The organism is Acidovorax sp. SUPP950 (assembly GCF_030158935.1).
In the GTDB taxonomy this organism is placed as follows: Bacteria; Pseudomonadota; Gammaproteobacteria; order Burkholderiales; family Burkholderiaceae_C; genus Paracidovorax.
Genome location: NZ_BQXE01000007.1, coordinates 24,643 through 47,445 on the forward strand (window position 1 = coordinate 24,643; position 22,803 = coordinate 47,445).

The following is a 22,803-nucleotide window of genomic DNA, read 5'->3' on the forward strand; positions in this document are numbered from 1 at the left end:
CCTGTTTGGACCATCTGCCCACGTCATCAAGACCACACCGTAGCCGCGGACTAAGGCGACTCCGTTCCAGAATCGATGCCTGTCGCCGGGGTCAAGGGCAGGGAAGACGGCGCCGCACCATCGAACAGATCTAGCATGTCGGTGATGACGTTGGGGAAATCTCCCAGCGGGGCAAGGCGGGCGAGCAACTCCATAGTCTCCTTTCCGCCAAAGTCTGCAATCTGCTTCAATCTCGCGTCGTTTGCACTTGGGTCGGAAGCCAGCAGGAGCGCGCGCAAATACTCCACGTGAAGGTTCCTCGCCTCTGCCAAGACCTCCGTCCACGTCTTGACGGTGATTCGGTTGTCGTACAGATCAAGACCACCCTTGTCATGGCCAACGAGCAAACCGCTCACGCCGATGTTCCTGTCCACATAGACGGCACGGATGATCTTCAGATACTCACTCAGTTGAGAATACTCGGCAGGCTGAAGCGTCTTCCCAGCCTCGGGACCTTTCAGCTCGAAAACGATGAATTCTTCCTGCCCTCCGGGATCACTCAAAAACACGAAATCGGGTTTGAGCCGAATCTTGTCACCTGCAATTGACCACTCCCCCAATCCTTCGTCCGGGCGGTGCTTTTGCGTCACCAGCGTCTTGATGGACTCGTTGGCGGTCAGCCGCTCCCACTTTGGTCCCAAAAGCCATGGGAACGTCTCGATCAAGCGCTGAAGGTGCGTTTCCGTCTTGTCTTGTTCAATCATGCGCCGCATGACGGTGATGGCCGCAATGCGCTGCGCCATCGTGACGGCCAATCCCATTGCCTCCGGCACCATGCTCTTGCGCAGGCTCTCCACCAGTTCCGCAAAGACGCTCGAATCGGAGTCCAACGACGAGAAAACTTTCTCCCACAAACTCTTCGTCAATAGCCGGGTGGGAGCATGCGTCCACGCCTCTGTGAAACTCTTGGTCGCGCGATCCTTTGCCTCCTCATCGTTGGCCAGATTGGGCAATACCTCGCTCAGCAATTCGGCAAGCGCCTCCTCTTCAGCACCAGTCAGGGTAGATTTTGGCGAGACCAAACGAATGCGCTTGATGATTTCTTTTTTGGGCTGGAGGCCGCGCCACTTCCGAAACTCTTCAAGCCAAACTGAGATTTTGGAGTGCCCCCACTGCTGAAACGCCATGGTGTCGTCCGTGTCCCAATCGATCGAACGTCGATCAGTGGACACGACGTCGTTGGGCAGCTCGTCCAACCAGTCTGCTTCAATGACTCCATACAAATACCGACTGAGAATCTCTTTGCCCTTTACGTCGAAGAAGAACGGGCGGTCTTGGGCAATCTTTCCGTGCGCATACACACCAATGCCCGCATTCTCGATTGACCAATCGGATCCTTGGAGGCTGACGAACTTGATCCAATATTTAATCGCCCGCTCGACCCCGCCTATGGTCAAGGTCTCTTGAATGGGATTGTTCCAATCGCCAAACCCGAAGTCGTGCAACGGCGGGAGCGCCTGATCAGGCGTGATGGCCTTCTCATTGATTTTTACGATGAAGTCAGGTCGGAGCATCGAAACGGTGAAGCGCCGCCCCATGGACTGAATAAGCGTCTCAACGTTCATCGCCTTCTTGAGCGTCGTGTTTCTGAGGTAAACACAAACACCCCCCGCCCCTGCGGTAGCGTGCGCCAACAAATGAGAATACGCTTTCTCGTGACCACTATCGGACAACAATTTTCTGAAGTCCGCTTCATTAACCCCATCGGCAACGACTTCCGGCTCATAGCTACCGGCAAGCGCTGATCCTGACTTCGCCACCAGGTCTCTGAGAGAAAACCGTAGCCAATAGAACTTCTGTTCTGGCTTGGGCTCGTCTTTTCTCAGCAGACTGTTCGGGGCCGACACGACGTCAACCGTCCCAGCGATCCCGAAGCCAGCCAACTTTCCAATTCCCTTTCGCCCCATGGGGAGGCGGCCTCCCGGCGTGCGCTCAGCAGGAGAAGTGCGCCTGTTTCTACCTATGACGAGAAACTCGTCCGTCAGTTCGTCTCGCGTCATACCTCGTCCATTGTCGGTAATGACGATGGTAGGGCGTCCGTCTACTCCATGCGCCGTGAGATCAATGTGAACCTGGGTTGCATCTGCATCCCAGCAGTTCGAAAGAAACTCGGCAACGACGTTGGTAGGCTTGTTTTGATACAGCTTGATGCCGAGGTGCTCGATGACGCGATTGGAAAACTCCAATTTGAAAGGTTTTACTGTCGTATCTTCGAGAGTCACTGCGCCGTCTCCCTATCTGTATTGATTAAAGCCCAACGATTGACGGAAAACGAGCCGAAAGAACCGTCACTTCACGTCAGTCCATAGTTGTAACAGAGTTTGTAGCGAACGCCATCGGCGGCGTCCCGGCTTGCCGCCGTCGGGCTCGCGGGCGTTGCCCCGCGCCTCGTGTCGAGTCGCGGCCATGCGGCTTTGATCCCTGACGCCTCCGGCCGTCCCTGAACTCCCGGCCTGCGCGCTGCGCTTGCCAACCACATGCGGTGGTGAGGGGCTGGCTTGCTGTTCCCTTCATCCTTGCACACCGTTCTCGCGGTCAAGGTCTGCGCGTGCTGTGCACGCTGGCGTCCTGCCGGCCGTTTTCGAACCTGTGACAGCTGCGCTGCGGCGTGCCGGTTCCGGTCTCGGGCAATCCCGCCCGATGACTGAGTTCGTTATGTCGCACGATCTGTTCTCTTCCCTCGATTCCTTCGTTGCCGTTTCCTCTGCTGCTTCTTCACTGCTCGTTCGCGATGTCGCGGGCGAGTACCGTCCTGCCGATGCCGATGAGGTGCTGCAGGCCGCGCAGCGGGTGCTGGCCGGCCGGGTGCGTGGGACTGCCGTGCTGACGTCGCCGGCGGTGGTCAAGGACTTCCTGCGGGCACGCCTGGGGAATCTGCCGCATGAGATCTTCGCGGTGGTCCATCTGGATGCGCAGCACCGGGTGCTCGACTACGTGGAGATGTTCCGGGGCACCGTGAGCCAAACATCGGTGTATCCACGTGAGGTGGTCAAGGACGCGCTGAGCCGGAACTCAAGTGCTCTGCTGCTGGTGCACAACCATCCCAGCGGATCGCCGGAGCCTTCGCGGGCAGACGAGCTCTTGACGCAGACGTTGAAGTCGGCAGCAGCACTGGTTGACGTACGCGTGCTGGACCACCTGATCGTGGCGGGCGACTCAGTCCTGTCGATGGCCGAGAAGGGGCTCATGTAGGCAGCGAGGGCTTTGGCCCTCTTTGTCTTCTTCTTCGGCGTGCGCGCTGCGCGCGTGTCCTGACTTCATCGGCGGCCTGCGGCCGAACCCGCCACGTCGCACTTGGCGTCCCGACAGTCCTCCCGAACAGGCTGCGCCTGATTGGGCTGTGCGTCGCGCCGATGACGCGCTGCGCGCTCTGCCTCCCTCCCAGCCAGGCGTGCCTTCGGCACGCCGGGGCGCTCGCCGCGCGGCGTTGGCTATGGCGCATCTCCTGGCCCTTGGGCCGCTGATCGTCTTTCCCTTCCGTCATCGCTTTTCCCGCGACCGTAGCCCGCGGTGCCTGGCCGTCAAGGCGCGCAGGGCCGTGTCCTCGCTGCGCTGCGGGCCGCACCAACCCTGCGCTTCTTCCTTGACGGCCAAGCACCGCGGGCCCGGTTCTTCGCGGGCGATGAACTCGGGAAAGACGGCGGCGAACAGGGACCGGCCCAGGTCCATGCGCCGAACCAACGAAAGCCACAACGGGCTCCGAATCTGGGAATCCGGTGAGCTTTCAAAACCACAGGAGCGTGCCGATGCGAAGACCCAAGCCATGAACTAATGCCAGAGATTTCGTTTTCTTCCTTCCTTCTTTCAAAAGTCCCCGAGCGGGACAAGGAGTTTCACCATGAACACCGTTACCCATTCCGAAGCCCATGCCCTGCATGCCGTGGCTGCTGCTGCGGCTGTCGCCGCTGCTTCCAGCACAAGCACCAGCGCCGCAAGTGAGGCCATCACCGTCCCGGTGGTCACACCCTACAAACTGCACCTGATCGCGCTGTCAAAGCTGCGGCCGTCGAATCGCAACGTGCGCAAGAGCGGGGGCACCGCCATTCCCGAACTGGCAGCTTCCATCGTTCGGGTCGGCCTGCTGCAGAACCTCACCGTGATCGCATCGGCCGATGGCGAGTCCTTCGAGGTGGTCGCGGGCAAGCGGCGGCTCGCTGCATTGAAGCTGCTGGCCAAGCGCCGCAAGCTGGACAGGAACCATCCGGTGCCGTGCCTGCTGGTGCCTGATTCGTCGGCACGTACCGTGAGCCTGACCGAGAATGTGCACCGGGAATCCATGTCGCCGGTGGATGAACTGTTCGCCTGGAAGGCCCTTGCTGCGGAAGGCCGGGCGCTGGAAGACATTGCGGCGGATTTCGGGGTCACGCCGTTGGTCGTGAAGCGTCGCCTCAAACTCGCCAACGTCTCGCCGCGATTGCTGGCTGACTACCAAGCCGATGCGGTTTCGCTGGAGCAGTTGATGGCGCTGGCTATCACCGACGACCATGCGGCGCAGGAGGCCGCATGGTATGAATCCCCGCAGTGGCAGCGCAGCCCGGAATCGCTGCGCGATCACCTAACGCATGAAGAAATCGACGCCAGCCGCGATGCGGTGGCGCGCTTCGTCGGGGTGGAGGCCTACGAGGCAGCGGGCGGTGGTATCCGGCGCGATCTGTTTTCGGACGAGCAAAGCGGGGCATTCCTCACCGACGCGGGATTGCTGGACGCGCTGGCGCGCGACAAGCTCACCGCCGCTGCTGAATCGGCGCAGTTGGAAGGCTGGGGCTGGGTGGAAGTTGCCCCACGTGCCACGGCATCCGAACTGCACGCGTTCCAGCGGGCGCGCCGCACGCGCCGGGAGCCGAGCAAGGCCGAGGCCAAGCGCATCGCCAAGCTGGAAGCCGAACAGAGCAAGGTCCAGGACAAGCTCGATGACGAAGATGCCGACCTGTCCGATGACGGCGTGCAGGCGCTGCATGAAGAACTCGACCGGCTCTGCAACGAACTGGAAGCCATCGAGCAGACCCTGATGGTCTACGCGCCAGGTGTGGTGCCGATATCCGGAGCCGTGGTGTCGGTCGATCACATGGGCGGTGTGGTCGTGCATCGCGGGCTGTTGCGGGAGGAACAGGCCAAGGCACTGCGGGCGCAGGATCGGCAGGAGGCCGGGGAAGCAACCGGCAGCGGCGCGGATACCGAGGATGCCCAACCGGCCAAGCCCGGTATCTCGGAGAAAACTGGCGAAGCGCCTGAGCGCGCATCGCACTGCTGCGTTGCAGGCGGAGGTCGCCCGGCACCCGCATGTGGCGCTGGTGGCCGTGGTGCATCAACTGGCGCACCGCGTCATTCTCGAAGGCTATGGCAGCACGCCCCTCAACATCACAGCGTTCCCGCAGGACCGGCTGACGCACCATGCGCCGGACGTGGACGAGGCCCCGGCTACCGTGGGCATGCGCGAGGTGCGGGAGGCCTGGGCGGCACGCCTGCCCAGTGGCCCGGACGCGCTGTTCGCCGAACTGCTGGCGATGCCGCAGAGCGAGCTGCTGTCGCTGCTGGCCGTGTGCGTAGGCTACACCGTCTCAGCCATCGCATCGCAGGAGAGCGAGATTCCCGCTGCCGCGCTGGCGCAGGCCGTGGGCCTGGACATGCACGACTGGTGGACGCCGACTGCTGCCGGGTACTTCAATCACGTGTCGAAGGCCAAGACGCTGGAAGCGGTGCAGGTGTTCGCGCCGGGTGAAATGCCCCGACTCGCGAAACTGAAGAAGGCGCAGATCGCCAGCGAAGCCGGGCGGCTGGCGGCAGGGTCGGGATGGTTGCCGGTGATGTTCGGCGAGCCGGTGGCTGTGATCGCCGACGAACACCCAGTGGTCGCGATCGAGGTCGAGGCGGGCGGTGTGGAGGTTGAAGATTCCTCAGAAACGCACGCTGCTGCGTGAGCAGGGGCCCCGGCTTTGGCTGGGGCTTTCCCATCATCTTTCGCTTCGGCCGATTCCATCGGCGCGACGCGCGCGGCAGGTGTGCCGCGCGCGCTTTGACTTCTGGATTCCAGCGGGTGTTGCCCGAGCTTTCAGGCATGAGGCCCCGCCTGCGCGGTGCGCGGACGTGCGACCGCCCGTGCTGCGCGGGCTTGTGATGGGCATGCCGTCCTCGACGCCGGCAGATTCCGCCGGGGCGACGGCTGTTCACCGACAGGCGGACAGCATGCTGACTTTTGCCGTAGCGACAAGACTCCGGTCGGCCGCATCGATGCGGCAGTGCGTCCTGCCTTGTCTTGTGGTCAACCGGCTTGACGTTCGGCGCTGCCGAATCCATGCCGGAACGCTGTTGCTGCGGTGGACGTGCCTGAGCCATGCGATCCATCCGTCGAGGACAGGTCCGCTCCCTCGGCCTTGTATTTGCCGTGAATCCTGGCGCGGGCACGGCGCACGCTCTCTGCGTTCGGTGCGCCTCGGGCTTGTTCGCCGCAACCGGCCTGCCCAAGAGATTTCCCCTCCGCTGCGCGGATTCCTCGCGAGCCGAATCTCCCGGGCCTGCCGGTCCTCCACTCGCGTTGCGGCCCTTCATTGCATTGCGGGTGCGGCGCGCCCGGCACCGCGCCGTCCGGTTCACGCCAAGGCCGCGATGGGCGCGGACCTGGAATCAACCTCGAAGGACTTTTCAATCATGGCTCACATCGGCACTTTCACCGCACAGAACGACAGCTTCACCGGCACGGTTCGCACCCTCACGCTGAACGTGAAGGTCAAGATCGTGCCCAACGACAAGGGCAGCGAGAACGCACCGGACTACCGCATCGTCGCGGCCGGTGGATTCGACATCGGCGCGGGCTGGAAAAAGCTCAGCCGTGCAGACCGTCCGTACGTCTCGGTGACCTTGGATGACCCGTCGTTCCCGGCGACGATCTACGCCCGGCTGGTCGAAGGCGAGGACGGCGCGCACAACCTGATCTGGTCGCGCAGCAGGGGCGACTGAGCGTCGCCCTGGCCGGCCCCGCCTCTCGGCGGGGCTTTTGCCTGTTCACTGTCGTCGTCGACCGCATCGGTCCGCGCCGGTGTGGGCCGCGCCCGTTCGGTCTGTACTGTTCATCCGTGCTTCGTCGTAAAGCCGCTTTCGTTCTTCTGTGCTTCCACGGATCGGCGTAAAGGAACAAAAGGGGCTTTGTGCTTCGTCGGTTTCGAGCAGAAGCGCATTTCAAGTTCCACGGGAATACGGGCGTCTCCGGCGAAGCCAGACCGCGCTCTTGTGCTGCGCATTGAGCCACCCACGGTGTCTCGCCCCTTCGGGCGCCGATCACTGACGCCTGCGCGCTTCGCTTGCCAAGGCAGGTGGTGTGTAGGGCTGGCTTGCTGTGACCTTCATCGTGTCACGGCGTTCTCGCCGTCGAGGTCTGCGCGTGCTCCGCACGCTGGCGTCCTGGCGGCCGTCTTTGAACCTGGACTGCTGCGCTGCGCCGTGCCTCTTTGCGGTCTCGGGCAATCCCGCCCTGATTCCGTTCAAGGAGAACGACATGACGAAGCTCATCACTGACGAACAACGTGCACAGCTGCTGACCAACGGCCGGCAATCCATCGAGAACCCGGACTTCGATCCGTATCCGGTGGTCAAGCTGTTCACGCCCGACGCCGGAGCGACCTGGCTGATCTCAAGCATCGATCCGCATGACGACGATCATGCGTTCGGACTCGCCGATTTGAATCTGGGGTTTCCTGAGCTGGGTTGGGTGAGCCTGGCGGAGTTGAGCGCTCTGCGCGGGTCGCTGCGTCTGCCGGTGGAGCGCGACCTGTACTTCAAGGCGGACAAATCCATCAGCACCTATGCGCGTGAAGCCCGGATGGCCCGGCGCATCGTCGCGTAGCCTTCTGGGAGGACTGCGTGTCTGAGCCGTCGGCTATCGTGCTGGCGGCTCGCGCCATTCCTTCGGAAGGCGCGCCTCCGCCTCCAGCACTAGGCTGCGCCAACGGTGCCGGTGCCGGTGCCGGTGCCGAAGGCGCATGGCGGATATCTCGATGTGGAGTCAGCGGCGGTAGTCCTTGACATTGCCTCTTTCGCGGTACCAAGCCAGCTTGCGGCCGTCTTCCTCCCGGTAACGTAGTTCGAACCGTCGTGATTCATGAACCACCTGGCGCCAGGTGCGGCAGCCATATTTCTCGGGCGTCTGATCCGGATGGCGGGCGCCGATCCATTCAATGGCAGCGTCGAGTGACGCCCAACCATCGACAGCAAGCGCAGTGGCTGCTTGGCGCAGCGCGCTGACGCAGCCTGCAGCCGTCCAATCCACGGTTCCGTCCGGTGCGATTCCGTTGACCACGAAGTCTTGGTACACGTTCGACTGCATGAACGATGCGGTGAGCTGGCGGGCTTGTTCCATGTGTTCGGCCCAAGATCGCAGCTGCTCGTAGTGCCCGTCGATGCGGGTGTAGCAGTCCAACAGGTACTCCCGCGCTGCGGCACAACCTTCGGGTTGCCAGAGGTCGTACCGCTCGATGAAGTGGTGGACAAGTCCATTGCGCAGTTCCGCCAGTTCTTTGAGCCCATCGCGGGTGCGGGCATAGTCTTCGGCCGCCATCTGGATGTTCATCCGGAAGCCAAAGGAGATCACGTCGGCGGGAGCGTCGTCGCCGAGGATCTCGCGCTCGACGCCGTCGACGACGACGTAGCTGTCAAGGAGCTTGCCGATCAGCGTGCCGAGCGTCTTGGTCGCGGCGTCCTGGACGCGGGCGTCCAGGATCCCTGCCAGCTAGTGCGCCGGGCCGGCGAGCTCGTGGTGCGCCACGATGGCTTTCAGGAGGCGCTCGTACTGCTGCAGTCGCAGCATGCAGCGGCCCAGCAGGCGCTGAACCTCGCGTTGAAGGTCAGCGCTCCCTGCCTGAGGGGCAGTCGTTTCTTGCGGCGGTGTGGCGTCGAGCATTGAGCATCAGGATAAAGCGTTTCAACAGAACGAAGGGGGCTGCTGAGCTGCTACGCAGCAAGCCGACGTGAGGGCTCAGCCTGATGGAGGTACACCGCGAACGTGTCCCAGGGCAGGCTGAGGGAGAGCCGAGACAGAATGCGCCCGACTTCGCCACGGTGATAGCCGCTGTGGATGATCAAGTGGGTCAGCATCTCCTCCCTCGACATGCAACCCCTGTCGCCGTCCGTGAACACGAAGGACACGGACTCCGACAACTGTTCCGGTGTCACGGTCTCCAGGAAGTTCTGGTACCACTCGTCGGATGCCGTCAGTGCGGCGCGCAGATCCCTCAACGGGGGCGTGTCCGCCGTGTTGTCTGTGGTGAACTCGTGGCCCGTGCCCATGAGGTGCGCCGCGAAGATCTTGTCGACAACGTAGGTGTGATTCACCAACCGCAAAGCAGCCTCTCGATCCTGGGCGTGCAGGTCGATGTCGAAGTTCTCCATCTTCTTAAGCAACTCGGCATTGGCCCATGCGCGGTAGTTGAAGAGTGTGCGCAGCAGTGAGAGGGTGCTCATGTCTTAGCGTCCTTTACTGTTCAAGAATGTGAGTACGATGTACATATTCTTGTGAGGACGGTTCCACGTGTCTACTCGCGTTCCAGCGCCCCGGCCTACGATGCGCAAAGAGCCGCGCCAAGCCCGGTCGCGGGCCACCGTCGAGGTCATCGTTCGCGCAGGGGCTCGCGTTCTGGGTGAGCGAGGCTGGGCTGGCTTCACGACCAATGAGGTCGCTGAAATCGCGGGTGTCAGCATCGGATCGCTCTACCAGTACTTCCCCAACAAGCTAGCGCTGGTCAACGCGATCCGCCGACGTCACCTCGACGACGTGCTGGCCGTCATGCGCGGACTTGGGAGCGATGGAGAGTCACTGAGTCAACTGGTCGATGATCTCGTTCGCGGCATGATCGCGGCGCACAGCATTCAGCCTGCGCTTCATCGGGTGCTGCTGGACGAAGTGCCAGGCGATGCGGGGACGAGGTCGGCGCATCGGGCTTTTGAAGCCGAGTACCTGGCGCGCTATCGAGAAATCGTTGAGGTATCTGGTCGCCGTAACGATCCGGCCGTTGAAATGGTTGTACTCGTGCTTTCCGCGGCAGTGGAAGGTGTGATCCACAAAGCGGCCCGGAGCAGGACACTGAAGTCGCCGGTGTTGAAGAGTGAACTCGTGACAATGATTCATTCATACCTTCAAGTTTGTCGTCGCTGAAGCGCAATGCGTGGCCTGCTGTTCGTCGCATTGGTACTTGATCAGTTCGCTGCGCCGTTGAGTAAAAACCACTGAACAGGACGTCGCCGGCGAAGCCGGCCGCGCTGTCGTGCTGCGCATCGAGCCTCGCTGCGCGAGTCTCGCCCCCTGCGGGCTTTCATCGTTCCCTCCCTGTGTTCGGCTGACGCCTGCGCGCTGCGCTTGCTCTCCAGGGGATCGGCTGGTCAGCCCATCCCCGCCGCACTGCGTTTGGCGCCCCTGCGGTGCCGGCGAACAGGCTGCGCCTGATCGCCTGAAACCCATCTGATCAGGCGTGCACCGGCACGCGGGGGCGCTCGCCGCGCGGCGTGGGTCTCTGCGCATCCCCTGGCCCTTACGCCGCTTCTCGTCTTCCCCCAAGTTCATCGCTTTCTCCCGCGACCGTAGCCCGCGGTGCCTGGCCGTCAAGGCGCGCAGGGCCGAGTCCTCGCTTCGCTGCGGGCCGCACCAACCCTGCGCTTCTTCCTTGACGGCCAGTCCCTCGCTGGCCCGGTTCTTCGCGGGCGATGAACTCAGGAAAGACGGCGGCAAACACGGACCGGCCCAGGTCCATGCGCCGAACCCACCGAAGCCACAACGGGCTCCGAATCTTGGAATCCGGTCAGCTTTGAAACCGCAGTAACTTCATTGGAGAAAGACCATGCAACTCGCATCACGTTTCGCTTCCCGCTCCCCGGTCCTGCGCAGCGAACATCCGCTGTCGGACGACCAGATCCGCACCGTGGCGCCGTCCATCTTTGCGGACGCGCCGCATGAGAGCCGTTCCCAGCGGTACGCATACATCCCGACCGCCACTGTCTTGACGGAACTGCGCAAGGAGGGATTCCAGCCCTTTATGGTGACGCAGACCCGCGTGCGCGATGAAGAACGCCGCGACTTCACCAAGCACATGGTCCGGCTGCGTCATGCGGGCCAGATCAACGCGGCCGAGGCCAACGAAATCATTCTGCTGAACTCCCATGACGGGACGAGCAGCTATCAATTGTTGGCGGGCATGTTTCGCTTCGTCTGCAAGAACGGTCTTGTCTGCGGCGACACCGTGGCCGATGTGCGCGTGCCCCACAAGGGCGACGTGGCCGGGCAGGTCATCGAGGGCGCCTATGAGGTGCTGCACGGCTTCGACCGGGCGCTGGCATCGCGCGAGTCCATGCAGGCCGTGACGCTGGACACCGGGGAATCCGAGGTGTTCGCCCGTGCTGCCCTGGCGCTGAAATACGACGACCCGGACAAGCCCGCGCCGATCACCGAAACCCAAGTGCTGATGCCGCGCCGCGTCGATGACAGCCGCCCGGACCTGTGGAGCGTGTTCAACCGCACACAGGAAAACCTTATCAAAGGTGGCTTGAACGGCCGTGCCGCCAACGGGCGCCGACAGAGCACCCGCCCTGTGCAGGGCATCGACACCAACCTCCGCCTGAACCGCGCCCTGTGGTTGCTGGCCGATGGCATGCGCCAGCTGAAAGCCTGATTTTCGGAGGGGCGCCGCCCCTCCATTCCCTCTCTTGTTCTCCGCCTCTTTCCCTTGTTTTCTTCTTTCATCGATAGGAGCTACGCCATGAATGCTGTTACCTCTCAAGAAGCCCAAGCCCGGCACACTCTCATGCCGGTGCAGCCCTCGCAAAGCATGCTGCTGGTGCCGCTCTCGCGGCTACGCCCGTCGCGGCGCAACGTGCGCAAGACGGCTGGGCCATCCATCGATGCGCTGGCTGGGAGTATCGGCCGCGTCGGCCTGCTGCAGAATCTGACCGTGGTTCTTGCCGCCGATGGCGAGCACTACGAGGTGGTCGCTGGTGGCCGTCGCCTTGCCGCCTTGAAGCTGCTGGCGAAGACGCGTCGCCTTGCCAAGGATTGGCCAGTGCCTTGCCTGCTGGTGGCCGATGCGTCTGCCCGCACCGTGAGCCTCACCGAGAACGTGCAGCGCGAAGCCATGCACGCGGCCGACCAGTTCGAGGCCTTCGCCGCGCTGATTGCGGAGGGTAGACCCGTCGAGGACATTGCAGCGGATTTTGGTGTCACGCCACTGGTGGTGCAGCGCCGCTTGAAGCTGGCGAACGTGTCGCCGCGTTTGATGGCCGACTACCGCGCCGATGCCGTGAACCTCGACCAGTTGATGGCCCTGGCAATCACAGACGACCACGCCGCGCAGGAAGCCGCGTTCTACGACGCGCCGCACTGGCAGCGCAGCCCATCCGCCCTGCGCGAACGGCTGACCGAGCGCGAGATCGACGCTCACCGCCATCCGCTGGTGCGCTTTGTCGGGCTGGACGCCTACGAGGCCGCAGGCGGTGGCGTGCGCCGTGACCTGTTCGCCGAAGACGATGTTGGCGTGTACCTGACTGATGCGGCGTTGCTCGACCGGCTCGCGCAGGAGAAGTTGGCGAGCCTCGCCGAGGAAGTCCGTGCCGAAGGCTGGGGATGGGTGGATGCTGCTCCCGCCGCCACCCATGCTGACCTGCAAGCGTTCCAGCGCGCGCCGAAGGAACGGCGCAGGCCCAACGCCCGCGAAGCGAAGCGCATTGCCAAGCTGCAAGCCAAGGTCCAGGAAATCGGTGCAGCCTTGGACGCCGCGCTTGAAGCGGAGGACGAAGAGAAGGCCGATACTTTGCAGGATGACGGTGAACGTCTGGGTGAACAACTGGAAGCGCTGGAAGCCGAGTTGCTGGCCTATGGCCCGAGCGTTCGCGCTGCGGCCGGTGCCGTCGTCACGATCGACCGGCAAGGGGAGGCTGTGGTGCATCGCGGTCTGCTGCGCGAGGCCGAAGCCAAGGCCCTGCGCACGTTGGCGAAGGTACAGGCGGGTCTTGACCCGGACCGTGACGACACAGGCGAGAACGACCCGCAACCGAAGCAGGCCGCTATCTCCGAGAAGCTGGCGCGGCGCCTGAGCGCGCACCGCACGGCGGCGCTGCAGATCGAACTCGCGCGGAACCCGCAGGCGGCACTGGCCGCGCTGGTGCATGGCATGGTGCAGCGCGTCCTGCAGCACGGCTACGCGGTAGGACTGCCTATCGGCGTCAGCGCTCGGCCGCAGAGCGAACTGGAGGGTTACGCCCCGGACTATCCGCAGTCGCCTGCCGCCATCGCGTTGCAAGCACTGCAAACGGCGTGGAGAGAGAAGCTGCCTGAGGATGACGGCAAGCTATTCGCGGTGCTGCTGGCGATGCCGCAGGACGAGCTGGTACGGTTGCTGGCCGCGTGCGTGGCATCGACGGTGGACGTTGTTTCATCGCGAGAATCCGATGCGCCGGGCAAGGTGCTGGCCCGGGCTGTGGGGCTGGACATGGCGCCATGGTGGAAGCCGACCGCCAAGGGGTATTTCTCGCACACTGCCAAGGCGGTGATTCTGGAAGCCGTCGCTCAGTACGCGCCGGAACACGTCAACCGGCTGGCAAAGCTCAAGAAGGCCGACCTTGCCAGCGAGGCCGAGCGGCTGGCCGCAGGGACGGACTGGATGCCTGCCATCTTCAGCGCTGAAGGGCAACAGGAGCAAGCACCCGAGGACGGCTTGAATCAGGACGGTACGGGGGCACCGGTCGCCGTTGTGCACGAACCTGCTGAAGCGCTTGTCGCTTGATCTTCGACGCAGAGCAGCGCCCCGGCCCCGGCAGGGCGCTTGCTTTCAGAAGAGCACGATCATGCCTACCGACACTACGAATCCGAGCCACCCACCTATGGCGGTGCTGAATGAATCTGGCACGCTCGCCCTCAGGGTCAGGCGGGCCGCGCCTAGCTCACGAACACTCACCCTATGCGCCTGCGCTTTTCCTCGTGCCTGGAGGGTAGTTGATTCAGAAGAGCCGGGCGCGGCGGTCGCCGCGCCCGGCTTTGATGCCGACCAGCCAGAAGAGCGTGCCGCCGTGCTCGCTCATTTGTTATGGTCGAGCAAGTACACCAGAAGGGATGATGCACATGAAAGTGGTTGAAATTTTGAGAGAGCCGAATGTCGACGCGGAACCAGATGAGATTTCCGTTCTTGTCTCAATCGATGCGCTTCGCCGCTGCGGTCTGCAGATCACGTTGGAAAGCATCTGGATGCCGTCGGGAAACAAGGATTGGATGTACCGCGTAGACCCCGCGGATCCAAGAATTCCTCTGAAACGTCACGTCCACATCGCAAAGAAGAAGCACACCGCCGCAAAGAACATGCAGGCATCCTGGAACGATGACGGCACTCGCCATGACAAGGGTTCATTCAATGTCTCTGTTGGCAGCACAGAGCGCGTGAGGGACATCGCCAGGAGCGTTCTAGGCGTTCCTCCAAGCATCGTGCTTGAAAGTATTGATGGCGCTCACTCTTCTGATGCCTTGATCGATGACATTTCGTTTTCCTCGGATGGGAAGATCGGCTACATGTCTCTGCGCACGTCCTGAAATAGTCGGACAGTGAGCGTGTCGGCGCAACGCGCCGCCGGGCTTTGCGGGCTGTGCCCCGCGCCGTCTTCGCCGTCACAGCCTTTGGGCTTCAAGCCCTCGCGCCTACGGCGCCGCGCGCTTCGCTTGCCTCCAGGGGCGGGTTTAAAGCCCATCCCCGCCCTGCGATACGTAGCGCCCCTTTCCAGAGTACCGAATCGGCACTCCCGAATTGACCAAGGAAACGCTTCGTCGCAATCGTCACGGCACGGCGGATACGCCGTAGCTCGCATGCTGGTGGCCTGTGCGTCTGCGCTGCGCGCATGCTGCATATGGCCGTCTTCGAGCACTAGACTGGTATATTTTTGAAGTAACGCGCAAGCGTCTGGCTGCGGTTGGCTGCTCCGCCCAAACTGACGTAGAAACGTTGAGACGTATGAGCCACAAGAGAGCAGCATTTACCGTCGTAGTTGCTTTGCTGCTGATGCTAGGATTCTTCTACTTATGGGCCAAATCCGAGCACAAGCCACAAGAGGCGATTCAAGTTGCCGATGGATTCCTTGGGCTGCTTGAAGCGAAGCAGTTCGGCCAAGCATTTGAGCTAACCGTCAAGCATGGCCATGTCGGAGCAAATGCCGAAGAACTTCAGGCGATCTCTGCGCGAGAGTTATGCAAGCTGGATCGCCTAGCCTCCACATTTCCTTTTCAGTCGAATGGCAATCGCCTTCGTCGTTTGGCCCTTGGTACAGAAATCGAGATGCCACAGGTACAAGTCGAGTTCACTGGGGCGTGCCTTCTTGGCATCACACTGCGCCGCACGGCTCAAGATGGCTGGCGTGTCTACAGATTCGCGCGCCACGCAGGCTAACGTATCAGCGTGTCCACGCAGGCGCGCAAGCGTTCCAACAACGTCAGGCCCGGGCCGACGCCTGGGAGTGGTTGTGTCGTTCCGGCGGCTTTCGAGATTCGGCAAGAATAGGGTTTCCTGTCCGATGATGTTCTCCGTACCCAGGTTCACCTTGACATAGCGACTTGAATGACAGAACTCCGCACTGCCAGGCTTCTACTTCGACAGTGGAGGCAATCCGACCTTGAACCGTTTGCCGCACTCAATGCAGACCCCGAGGTCATGCGCTACTTTCCTGAGACTTTGAGCCGACAAGAGAGCGACAGCATGGCTCTGCGTTGCCGGGAGCTGATCGAAGAGCGTGGCTGGGGTTTTTGGGCGGCGGAAGAGCTGGCGACAGGCGAGTTCGTCGGCTTCATTGGCTTGCATGTGCCGGCAGCGGTATTGCCATGTTCCCCGTGTGTAGAAGTAGGTTGGCGACTGGGGAAAAAACACTGGGGCCACGGCCTTGCAACGGAAGGCGCCCGGGCATGCCTGGACTTTGCGTTCACGGGGCTGAGGCTTTCCGAAGTCGTCGCTTTCACATCTGTGCAAAACGTTCGGTCGGAGTCCGTCATGCAGCGCTTGGGGATGCAACGAGATTCCTTGACTTTCATCCATCCCTCCCTTCCAGACGCTCATTGGTTGAGCGAGCACTGTCTATATCGAGCTCACTGCAGTGTCAAAGTTACTGGTGGTTGATAGTGCAAGTGAAGTCACGCCAGCGACCGAAGACGATATCAACGATCTTTGGAGCTTTCTAGCAATCGCGGCATATGAAGCTGATGGGTTTGCCGCTCGGAAGGAATCCATCGTAGCTGCTCACCTGAAAAACTGACTGCAGCGCAATGACTTTGGTTTGGTTGTCTTGGTCGCTGGCACCTTTTAACCCGCACAAAATTTGTGACTGGCTCATTTAGGGAGTCTTCGAAAACTCTACAAGTGCTCCTTCTTTGACGATGAAGGATTCTTTTGCAGGATCCCACCCGCCATGACAGCTACCCAGCGCAACATCGAACTTGCCATCGAGCCACTTGGCAGGAATTTTTAACTCTGCCGTTCCGTAGGCATCGGAGACGCTGAGCTCGGAACTACAACTGCGAAACTTCACGAGAAAAATGTTCTTCCCGTCGGTCTCGTAGACAGCTCGACCTTGACCCGGAGCCGAACACGAGGGAAGTGTGCTGACCCAGTCGTCAATTTCCTGGTTCCGTGGAGGCTTCGTATAGCCCGCAAGGGGATAGTCCTTCCCCTGGTACACCACCAGATCAAGCAAGGGGCAAGTGGCCATTGCGTTGGTTGTGGCAAGAGTAGCGAACAGCAAGACGTACAAGCGTATGTTGAACATTCAAGCACTCCAGTGTGTCATCGGGGTCTCATCTTTGGTATTGGAGGCGACGCCCGGCTTGCCGAATGACGTTCTCTCTATGGAACGGCTAGACGCTAGGTTCATCGGACAGCGACCTGAGGTGAGCCCCAATGCGCCAGAACATGAGAATATTGATGACTGTGAATGAAACGGTGGCGCTCCAGCCCAACGTTTCGTGGTTTTGCCCAGCCAAGACCCTAGGAATAAGCCATAAGGCGACAAACATTGCGACGACGAACTTCCAGCCTACCGTGACGGACAGCGGGAAATAGCGCTGCAGAAATTTCCTGCCATTGCTGCCGCCGTTCATGCGATAGAGGTACACAAGGCCAAGCACGGTGACAGCAAAGGTAGACCAGGAACCCACCGTGGACCACAAGCTGATGCTGGTGTTTGGTGTCGTGGCAATGAGCGTGAACTGCAACCAATCGAAAGCCATGATTGCCAGGAAATAGCAGAAAGTGGCTGTCTCCGAAAGACGCTCATTACGCAAGGAGCTGGTGACGAAGGCGGTACTCCAAAGGTATCGGTGGTTGAATGACATGCAAAGATCTAAGGCTTCGAAAAATTTGTGCGCACTGTCCGAGCTCATGCTCCAGCACTAGATTCCAAGGGGCTCAGATGAAAAATGGAGATCGTATGCCGTAGAACAGCAACCTGGGCTGCCATTGCAGCGGCTGCGGCACTTGCCTCTTCAACCATCGCGGCATTTTGCTGCGTCATCACATCCATCTGAGTCACGGCACGGTTGACCTCTTCGATCCCAGCCGTTTGTTCCAAGTTTGCAGATGCAATTTCTTGCATGATCGCATTGATCCTCTGTACGGACTGAACCACTTCATCCATGGTTCCTCCCGCTTTCTCCACCAGCTCAGAACCTGCATTTACCTCACTGACGGAGTCATTGATCAAGACCTTGATTTCCTTCGCGGCCGCTGCGCTCCGTTGTGCCAATCCGCGGACTTCAGCTGCGACCACTGCGAACCCACGCCCTTGCTCGCCTGCGCGTGCCGCCTCGACAGCCGCATTGAGGGCGAGTATGTTGGTTTGAAATGCGATTCCATCGATCACCCCGATGATCTCGCTGATCTTGCGAGAGCTAGCTGTGATCGACCGCATGCTATCAATCACCTGTGCCACGACTTTCCCACCATTTTCCGCCGTGCTTGCAGTGGTGATTACGTGCTCGGCCGCCTGCCGAGCATTGTCGGCGTTTTGCTTCACCGTGGCTGTCAACTCTTCCATGCTTGCAGCAGTTTGCTGAAGCGAGGAGGCTTGCTGCTCAGTACGAGCAGAAAGATCACTATTTCCCTGGGCAATTTCGCGCGATGCTTGGTCGATGGTGGTCGTTGCCTGCTGAATTTTGTACAGTATGTCCGTCAAGCGTTCGCGCATGAAAGCGATCGCGAAGATGAGACTCCGTCGATCATTGGGTCGGACAGGAACCTCTCGCCTCAAATCACCTTCTGCGATTTCTAGAGCGAATTTTGCTGCAGCGCTCGGTTCCCCTCCAACAGATTTTTCAATTTCCCTCGCGACCAATAGTGTTAATCCGGAGATCACAACTCCAAGCATTACAAGCATTCCGACTGATCTATAAAGCGCGGCCCTGAATGCATGCTCTATATCGTCCACGTAGTCCCCTGCAACCAAGTCCCAGTTCCACGGCTTGAACCGAACGACATAGCCGATCTTTGGACTGGGATCAGTACTGCCTGGGCGTGGCCACCAATAATGTACAAAGCCCCTGCCTTCAGAACTCGCCCCGGTTGAGGCTATGTCGACGTAAAGTGAATTTCCTTTAGCATCCTTGAATCCACTCATGTCCTTCCCGGCTAAATCGGGCCTGATTGGGTGCATAACGACAACTGAGTCGTTTCGAACCAATGTCACATATCCATCTTTTCCGTAGCGCTGTGCTGCCACTTGCTCCAGTGCGGAAATTCGAGCCTGTTCATCCGTAGTTTTCCCGGACGCAACCTGTCTTTCAAAGTTGGAAATAATGCTCAAAGACATGTCCGTAATATCGGCTAGCGCGGACTGTCGTGCTTGAAACTGAACTTCACGGGTTTGCCATGCGTTCATCAGAGTAAGTGCTAGCAGGCCGAGCCAAGCAAAAACAAATGGAAGCCACAATTTTTGGCGAAGCGATAGGTTTCTCATGGCTGGGGCCAGTGCTCAAAAAATTCAGGTTATTCAGGCGCAACATGAATGAGCGCGAGTGCCGAACAGGCGCGCCCAGCGATGCGGCTCTTCGTTGCCTCCATTGCTGGGCACGTCACGTTTCAGCCGGCGCTCAGGCGCTCGCCGAAGCCGCCACCGCCCGGGGTGGAAATCTCGAACACGTCCCCCGGCTTCATCTCCGCGGCTCCGATGTGCCCCAGCTCCTCGACTTGTCCGTTGGCGCGCAGCACCCGGTTGGACCCCGCGCGGCCCGGCTGGCCGCCTGCCATGCCAAAGGCGGGGTTGATCCGGCCGTTGGACAGGATGCTGGCCGTCATGGCCTCCAGGAAGCGCACGCGCCGCACGCCGCCGTCGCCGCCGGCCCAGCGCCCCGCGCCGCCCGACCCACGCTGGATCTCGTAGCTGTCGAGCACAACCGGGAAGCGGAACTCCAGCACCTCGGGGTCCGTGAGGCGCGAGTTGGTCATGTGGGTCTGGACCACGCTGGTGCCGTCGAACCCGCGCACCGCGCGGCCTGATGCATCGAACACCGCACCCGCACCGCTGCCGCCCGCAATGGTTTCGTAGTACTGGTACTGCGCGTTGCCGAAGGTGAAGTTGTTCATCGTGGGCTGGCTGCCCGCCATCACGCCCAGCGCGCCGAACAGCGCATTGGTGATGCAGGTAGAGGTCTCCACATTGCCCGCCACCACTGAGGCCGGCGGGTTGGGGTTGAGCATGGAGCCCTGCGGGATGATGACCTGCAAGGGCTTCAAGCACCCGGCGTTGAGCGGAATGTCGTCGTCCACCAGCGTGCGGAACACGTACAGCACCGCGGCCATGCACACCGCACGCGGCGCGTTGAAGTTGTTGGTCTGCTGCGCACTGGTGCCCGCAAAGTCGATCACCGCGCTGCGCTCGGCCACGTTGACCTTGACCGACACGCTGATCCGCGCGCCATTGTCGAGCGGCAGGGTGAACTGCCCGTCTTTCAACTGCGTGATCACGCGGCGCACGGATTCTTCGGCGTTGTCTTGCACGTGGCCCATGTAGGCCTGCACGACATCCAAGCCGAACTGATCCACCATCTTGCCTAGTTCCTGCACGCCCTTCTCATTGGCGGCGATCTGCGCGCGCAGATCGGCCAGGTTCTGGTCTGGGTTACGGCTGGGGTACTGTGTGGTGCCGCCGCCCGTGGCCAGCAGCGTGCGCACCTCCTCTTCCAGGAAGATGCCGCGATCCACCAGCTTCACGTTGTTGATCTGTACTCCCTCTTCCTCAATGCGCGTGGAGAACGGTGGCATGGAGCCGGGCGTGATGCCACCAATGTCTGCATGGTGCCCGCGGCTACCGACGTAGAAGGTTGGCTCCGCCCCTGCCGCCACATACACGGGCGTGATCACCGTTACATCGGGCAGATGGGTGCCGCCGTGGTAGGGGTCGTTGAGCATGAACACATCGCCTGGGTGCATCTTTCCGGCGTTCTCACGGATCACGGTCTTGATGCTCTCGCCCATGGAGCCCAGGTGCACTGGCATGTGGGGGGCGTTGGCGATCAGGTTGCCTGTGGCATCGAACAGCGCGCAGCTGAAGTCCAGCCGCTCCTTGATGTTCACCGAATACGCAGTGTTCTGCAGCTGCAGGCCCATCTGCTCGGCGATGTTCATGAACAGGTTGTTGAAGACTTCGAGCAGCACCGGGTCCACCGTGGTGCCGGCGGCGTACTGCACTTTGCGCGCGGTGACGCGGTCCAGCACCAGGTGGTCCAGGTCGGTCAGGCGCGCCGACCAGCCGGGCTCCACCACGGTGGTGGTGTTCTTCTCGGCAATGATGGCGGGGCCGGGAACCACGTCGCCAGGGCGCAGGTCCTCGCGCACCACCAGGGCCGCATCGTGCCACTCGCTGCCCGAGTACATCTTCACCGTTTCGCGCAGCGGATGCTTGCGTTGCGGGTGCACAGGCAGGCGCGGCTCTGCGGGGGCATCGCCGGCGATCACCGCCTCGACCGACACGGCCTCCATCACCAGGTTTTTGCCCACCATCAGGAATGCAAAGCGCTGGCGATATGCCGCTTCGAAGGCAGACTGGATGGCCGGCACGTCGCCAAAGGGCACGATCAACGCAGAATCGGTACCCTCGTAGCGCACATGCACGTTGTAGCGCACTTGCACGGGGTTGGCGCTGACCTGCTGGCGCTCCAGCTCAGCCTGGGCGGCAGAGCCCAGCGCGTCCAGCCGCTCGGCAATCAAGGGCAGCACCTCGGTGGCCAGTGGCATCTCCACCGCCTGCTCACGGATCACGTTCTGATCGGCCAAGCCCATGCCATAGGCGCTGAGCACCCCTGCCAGCGGATGCACGAAAACCCGTGACATGCCCAAGGCATCTGCCACCAGACAGGCGTGCTGGCCGCCCGCACCGCCAAAGCACTGAAGGGTGTAGCGCGTCACGTCGTAGCCGCGCGCCACACTGATCTTCTTGATGGCGTTGGCCATCTGCTGCACGGCGATCTGGATGAAGCCCTCGGCCACTTCCTCGGGCTTGCGCTGGGTCTGCGTGGCGATGTCCTGAAAACGTGCACGCACCGCGTCGGCATCCAGCGTCTCGTTGGCAGCCGGGCCGAACACGCTGGGGAAGTAGCGTGGCTGCACCTTGCCGACCATCACGTTCGCGTCCGTCACGGCCAGCGGGCCGCCGCGGCGGTAGCTGACGGGGCCGGGGTTGGCACCCGCGCTCTCCGGGCCCACGCGAAACCGCGAGCCGTCGTACGCCAGCACCGACCCGCCGCCGGCTGCCACGGTGTGGATGCTCATCATGGGTGCGCGCATGCGCACGCCGGCCACATGGGTTTCGAACTCGCGCTCGAATGCCCCCGCATAGTGGCTCACGTCGGTGGAGGTGCCGCCCATGTCGAATCCGATCACCTTCTTGTGCCCCGCGAGGCCTGCCGTTCGTGCCATACCGACGATGCCACCGGCCGGGCCTGACAGGATGGCGTCCTTGCCCTGGAAGGTGGTCGCGTCCGTCAGGCCGCCCGAGGACTGCATGAAGAACAGCTTGACCCCGGGCATCTCGCTGGCCACCTGCTCTACGTAGCGGCGCAGAATGGGCGAGAGGTACGCGTCCACCACCGTGGTGTCGCCCCGGCTCACGAACTTCATCATCGGGCTGGTTTCGTGCGACGTGCTGATCTGCGTGAAACCGACTTCCTGTGCAATACGCTGCGCTGCCTTTTCGTGCTGCGTGTAGCGGTAGCCGTGCATGAACACAATGGCTACGCTGCGCAGGCCGCGCCCGTAGGCAGCCTGGAGGTCGCCCCTGAGCGTGGCCTCTTCCAACGACTGCAGCACGTCGCCACGAGCGCCCATGCGCTCGCGGGCTTCGATCACTTCGGTGTACAGCAGCTCGGGCAGTTGGATGTGGCGGTCGAACAGACGTGGGCGGTTTTGGTACGCGATGCGCAGCGCATCGCGAAAGCCCCGGGTGGTGACGAGCAGCGTGGGCTCGCCCTTGCGCTCCAGCAGCGCATTGGTGGCCACGGTGGTACCCATCTTCACGCACTCGACCTGGGCCGGCGTCACCGGCTCGCCGGGCGCCAGGCCCAGCAGGTGGCGAATGCCCGCCACCGCGGCGTCCTTGTACTGCTCGGGGTTTTCGGACAGCAGCTTGTGGGTGACCAGCGTGCCATCGGGCCGCTTGCCCACGATGTCGGTGAACGTACCCCCCCGGTCGATCCAGAACTGCCAGCGGGGAATCTGTACTTGGTTTGTCATTTCGGTCATGGTGTTTCCAATGGAAGAAAGAAGCGGGAAAGGCAGG

The 22,803-nt window shown here is 61.8% G+C and carries 20 protein-coding genes; 13 read left to right on the forward strand and 7 right to left on the reverse strand.

The genetic code is table 11. The features are described from left to right. Window positions 1–50: 50 nt before the first annotated feature. Window positions 51–2,261, reverse strand: a complete 2,211-nt coding sequence (locus AVME950_RS20925) for an ATP-binding protein (protein ID WP_284431273.1) — start codon at window positions 2,259–2,261, stop codon at window positions 51–53. Between the two features lie 418 nt (window positions 2,262–2,679). Here AVME950_RS20925 and radC point away from each other — a divergent pair, with 418 nt between their 5' ends. The 5 genes from radC (at window position 2,680) to AVME950_RS20950 (ending at window position 7,876) form a co-directional block, all read left to right on the forward strand. Further along, window positions 2,680–3,231, forward strand: a complete 552-nt coding sequence (gene radC, locus AVME950_RS20930) for a RadC family protein (RefSeq protein WP_502869435.1) — start codon at window positions 2,680–2,682, stop codon at window positions 3,229–3,231. A 646-nt stretch (window positions 3,232–3,877) separates the two neighbouring features. Then, a complete protein-coding gene (locus AVME950_RS20935) occupies window positions 3,878–5,758 on the forward strand; it encodes a ParB/RepB/Spo0J family partition protein (protein ID WP_284431274.1) in 1,881 nt (626 codons plus the stop codon). Continuing rightward, a complete protein-coding gene (locus tag AVME950_RS20940) occupies window positions 5,709–5,957 on the forward strand; it encodes a hypothetical protein (protein ID WP_284431275.1) in 249 nt (82 codons plus the stop codon). The genes AVME950_RS20935 and AVME950_RS20940 overlap by 50 nt, the downstream gene beginning before the upstream one ends. A gap of 727 nt (window positions 5,958–6,684) precedes the next feature. Next, complete coding sequence (locus AVME950_RS20945) at window positions 6,685–6,993, forward strand: DUF736 domain-containing protein (RefSeq protein ID WP_284431276.1); 309 nt, start codon at window positions 6,685–6,687, stop codon at window positions 6,991–6,993. 535 nt (window positions 6,994–7,528) lie between these two features. Beyond that, window positions 7,529–7,876: a DUF2958 domain-containing protein gene (locus AVME950_RS20950; protein ID WP_284431277.1), complete on the forward strand. Its 348-nt coding sequence runs from the start codon at window positions 7,529–7,531 to the stop codon at window positions 7,874–7,876. Between the two features lie 159 nt (window positions 7,877–8,035). On the opposite strand, the gene AVME950_RS20955 is transcribed toward AVME950_RS20950, so the two are convergent. Beyond that, window positions 8,036–8,449 (reverse strand): OST-HTH/LOTUS domain-containing protein, encoded by a 414-nt coding sequence (locus AVME950_RS20955; RefSeq protein WP_284431278.1) that lies wholly within the window; start codon window positions 8,447–8,449, stop codon window positions 8,036–8,038. Window positions 8,450–8,512: 63 nt separating this feature from the next. Between AVME950_RS20955 and AVME950_RS20960 the strand changes: the two genes are divergently transcribed. Further along, window positions 8,513–8,932: a hypothetical protein gene (locus tag AVME950_RS20960; RefSeq protein ID WP_284431279.1), complete on the forward strand. Its 420-nt coding sequence runs from the start codon at window positions 8,513–8,515 to the stop codon at window positions 8,930–8,932. A 47-nt stretch (window positions 8,933–8,979) separates the two neighbouring features. Here the strand turns inward: AVME950_RS20960 and AVME950_RS20965 are convergent, their stop codons facing one another. Next, window positions 8,980–9,489: a DinB family protein gene (locus AVME950_RS20965; protein WP_284431280.1), complete on the reverse strand. Its 510-nt coding sequence runs from the start codon at window positions 9,487–9,489 to the stop codon at window positions 8,980–8,982. A gap of 100 nt (window positions 9,490–9,589) precedes the next feature. Between AVME950_RS20965 and AVME950_RS20970 the strand changes: the two genes are divergently transcribed. From AVME950_RS20970 to AVME950_RS21000, 7 genes are all read left to right on the forward strand, one after another. After that, window positions 9,590–10,180 carry a TetR/AcrR family transcriptional regulator gene (locus AVME950_RS20970; protein WP_284431281.1) on the forward strand — a complete coding sequence of 197 codons (591 nt, stop codon included), beginning with the start codon at window positions 9,590–9,592 and terminating at the stop codon, window positions 10,178–10,180. Window positions 10,181–10,859: 679 nt separating this feature from the next. Beyond that, complete coding sequence (locus tag AVME950_RS20975) at window positions 10,860–11,687, forward strand: DUF932 domain-containing protein (protein ID WP_284431282.1); 828 nt, start codon at window positions 10,860–10,862, stop codon at window positions 11,685–11,687. An 87-nt stretch (window positions 11,688–11,774) separates the two neighbouring features. Next, window positions 11,775–13,793 carry a ParB/RepB/Spo0J family partition protein gene (locus AVME950_RS20980; protein WP_284431283.1) on the forward strand — a complete coding sequence of 673 codons (2,019 nt, stop codon included), beginning with the start codon at window positions 11,775–11,777 and terminating at the stop codon, window positions 13,791–13,793. Window positions 13,794–14,128: 335 nt separating this feature from the next. Further along, the gene (locus AVME950_RS20985) at window positions 14,129–14,590 is read left to right on the forward strand and encodes a DUF6367 family protein (RefSeq protein ID WP_284431284.1); all 462 of its coding nucleotides are present in this window, start codon (window positions 14,129–14,131) and stop codon (window positions 14,588–14,590) included. A 415-nt stretch (window positions 14,591–15,005) separates the two neighbouring features. After that, window positions 15,006–15,437, forward strand: coding sequence for a hypothetical protein (locus AVME950_RS20990; protein WP_284431285.1), 432 nt, complete (start codon window positions 15,006–15,008; stop codon window positions 15,435–15,437). Window positions 15,438–15,605: 168 nt separating this feature from the next. Continuing rightward, complete coding sequence (locus AVME950_RS20995; protein WP_284431286.1) at window positions 15,606–16,157, forward strand: GNAT family N-acetyltransferase; 552 nt, start codon at window positions 15,606–15,608, stop codon at window positions 16,155–16,157. Beyond that, window positions 16,135–16,293, forward strand: a complete 159-nt coding sequence (locus tag AVME950_RS21000) for a hypothetical protein (RefSeq protein ID WP_284431408.1) — start codon at window positions 16,135–16,137, stop codon at window positions 16,291–16,293. The genes AVME950_RS20995 and AVME950_RS21000 overlap by 23 nt, the downstream gene beginning before the upstream one ends. Window positions 16,294–16,371: 78 nt before the next feature. Here AVME950_RS21000 and AVME950_RS21005 read toward each other — a convergent pair whose 3' ends face one another. The 4 genes from AVME950_RS21005 to AVME950_RS21020 all read right to left on the reverse strand — a co-directional run bounded on the left by AVME950_RS21005 (window position 16,372) and on the right by AVME950_RS21020 (window position 22,766). Beyond that, window positions 16,372–16,803, reverse strand: coding sequence for a hypothetical protein (locus tag AVME950_RS21005; RefSeq protein ID WP_284431287.1), 432 nt, complete (start codon window positions 16,801–16,803; stop codon window positions 16,372–16,374). 88 nt (window positions 16,804–16,891) lie between these two features. Continuing rightward, the gene (locus AVME950_RS21010) at window positions 16,892–17,368 is read right to left on the reverse strand and encodes a hypothetical protein (RefSeq protein WP_284431288.1); all 477 of its coding nucleotides are present in this window, start codon (window positions 17,366–17,368) and stop codon (window positions 16,892–16,894) included. 44 nt (window positions 17,369–17,412) lie between these two features. Next, the gene (locus AVME950_RS21015) at window positions 17,413–18,987 is read right to left on the reverse strand and encodes a methyl-accepting chemotaxis protein (protein WP_284431289.1); all 1,575 of its coding nucleotides are present in this window, start codon (window positions 18,985–18,987) and stop codon (window positions 17,413–17,415) included. 122 nt (window positions 18,988–19,109) lie between these two features. Further along, window positions 19,110–22,766: a hydantoinase B/oxoprolinase family protein gene (locus AVME950_RS21020; RefSeq protein ID WP_284431290.1), complete on the reverse strand. Its 3,657-nt coding sequence runs from the start codon at window positions 22,764–22,766 to the stop codon at window positions 19,110–19,112. Between the last annotated feature and the right edge of the window lie 37 nt (window positions 22,767–22,803).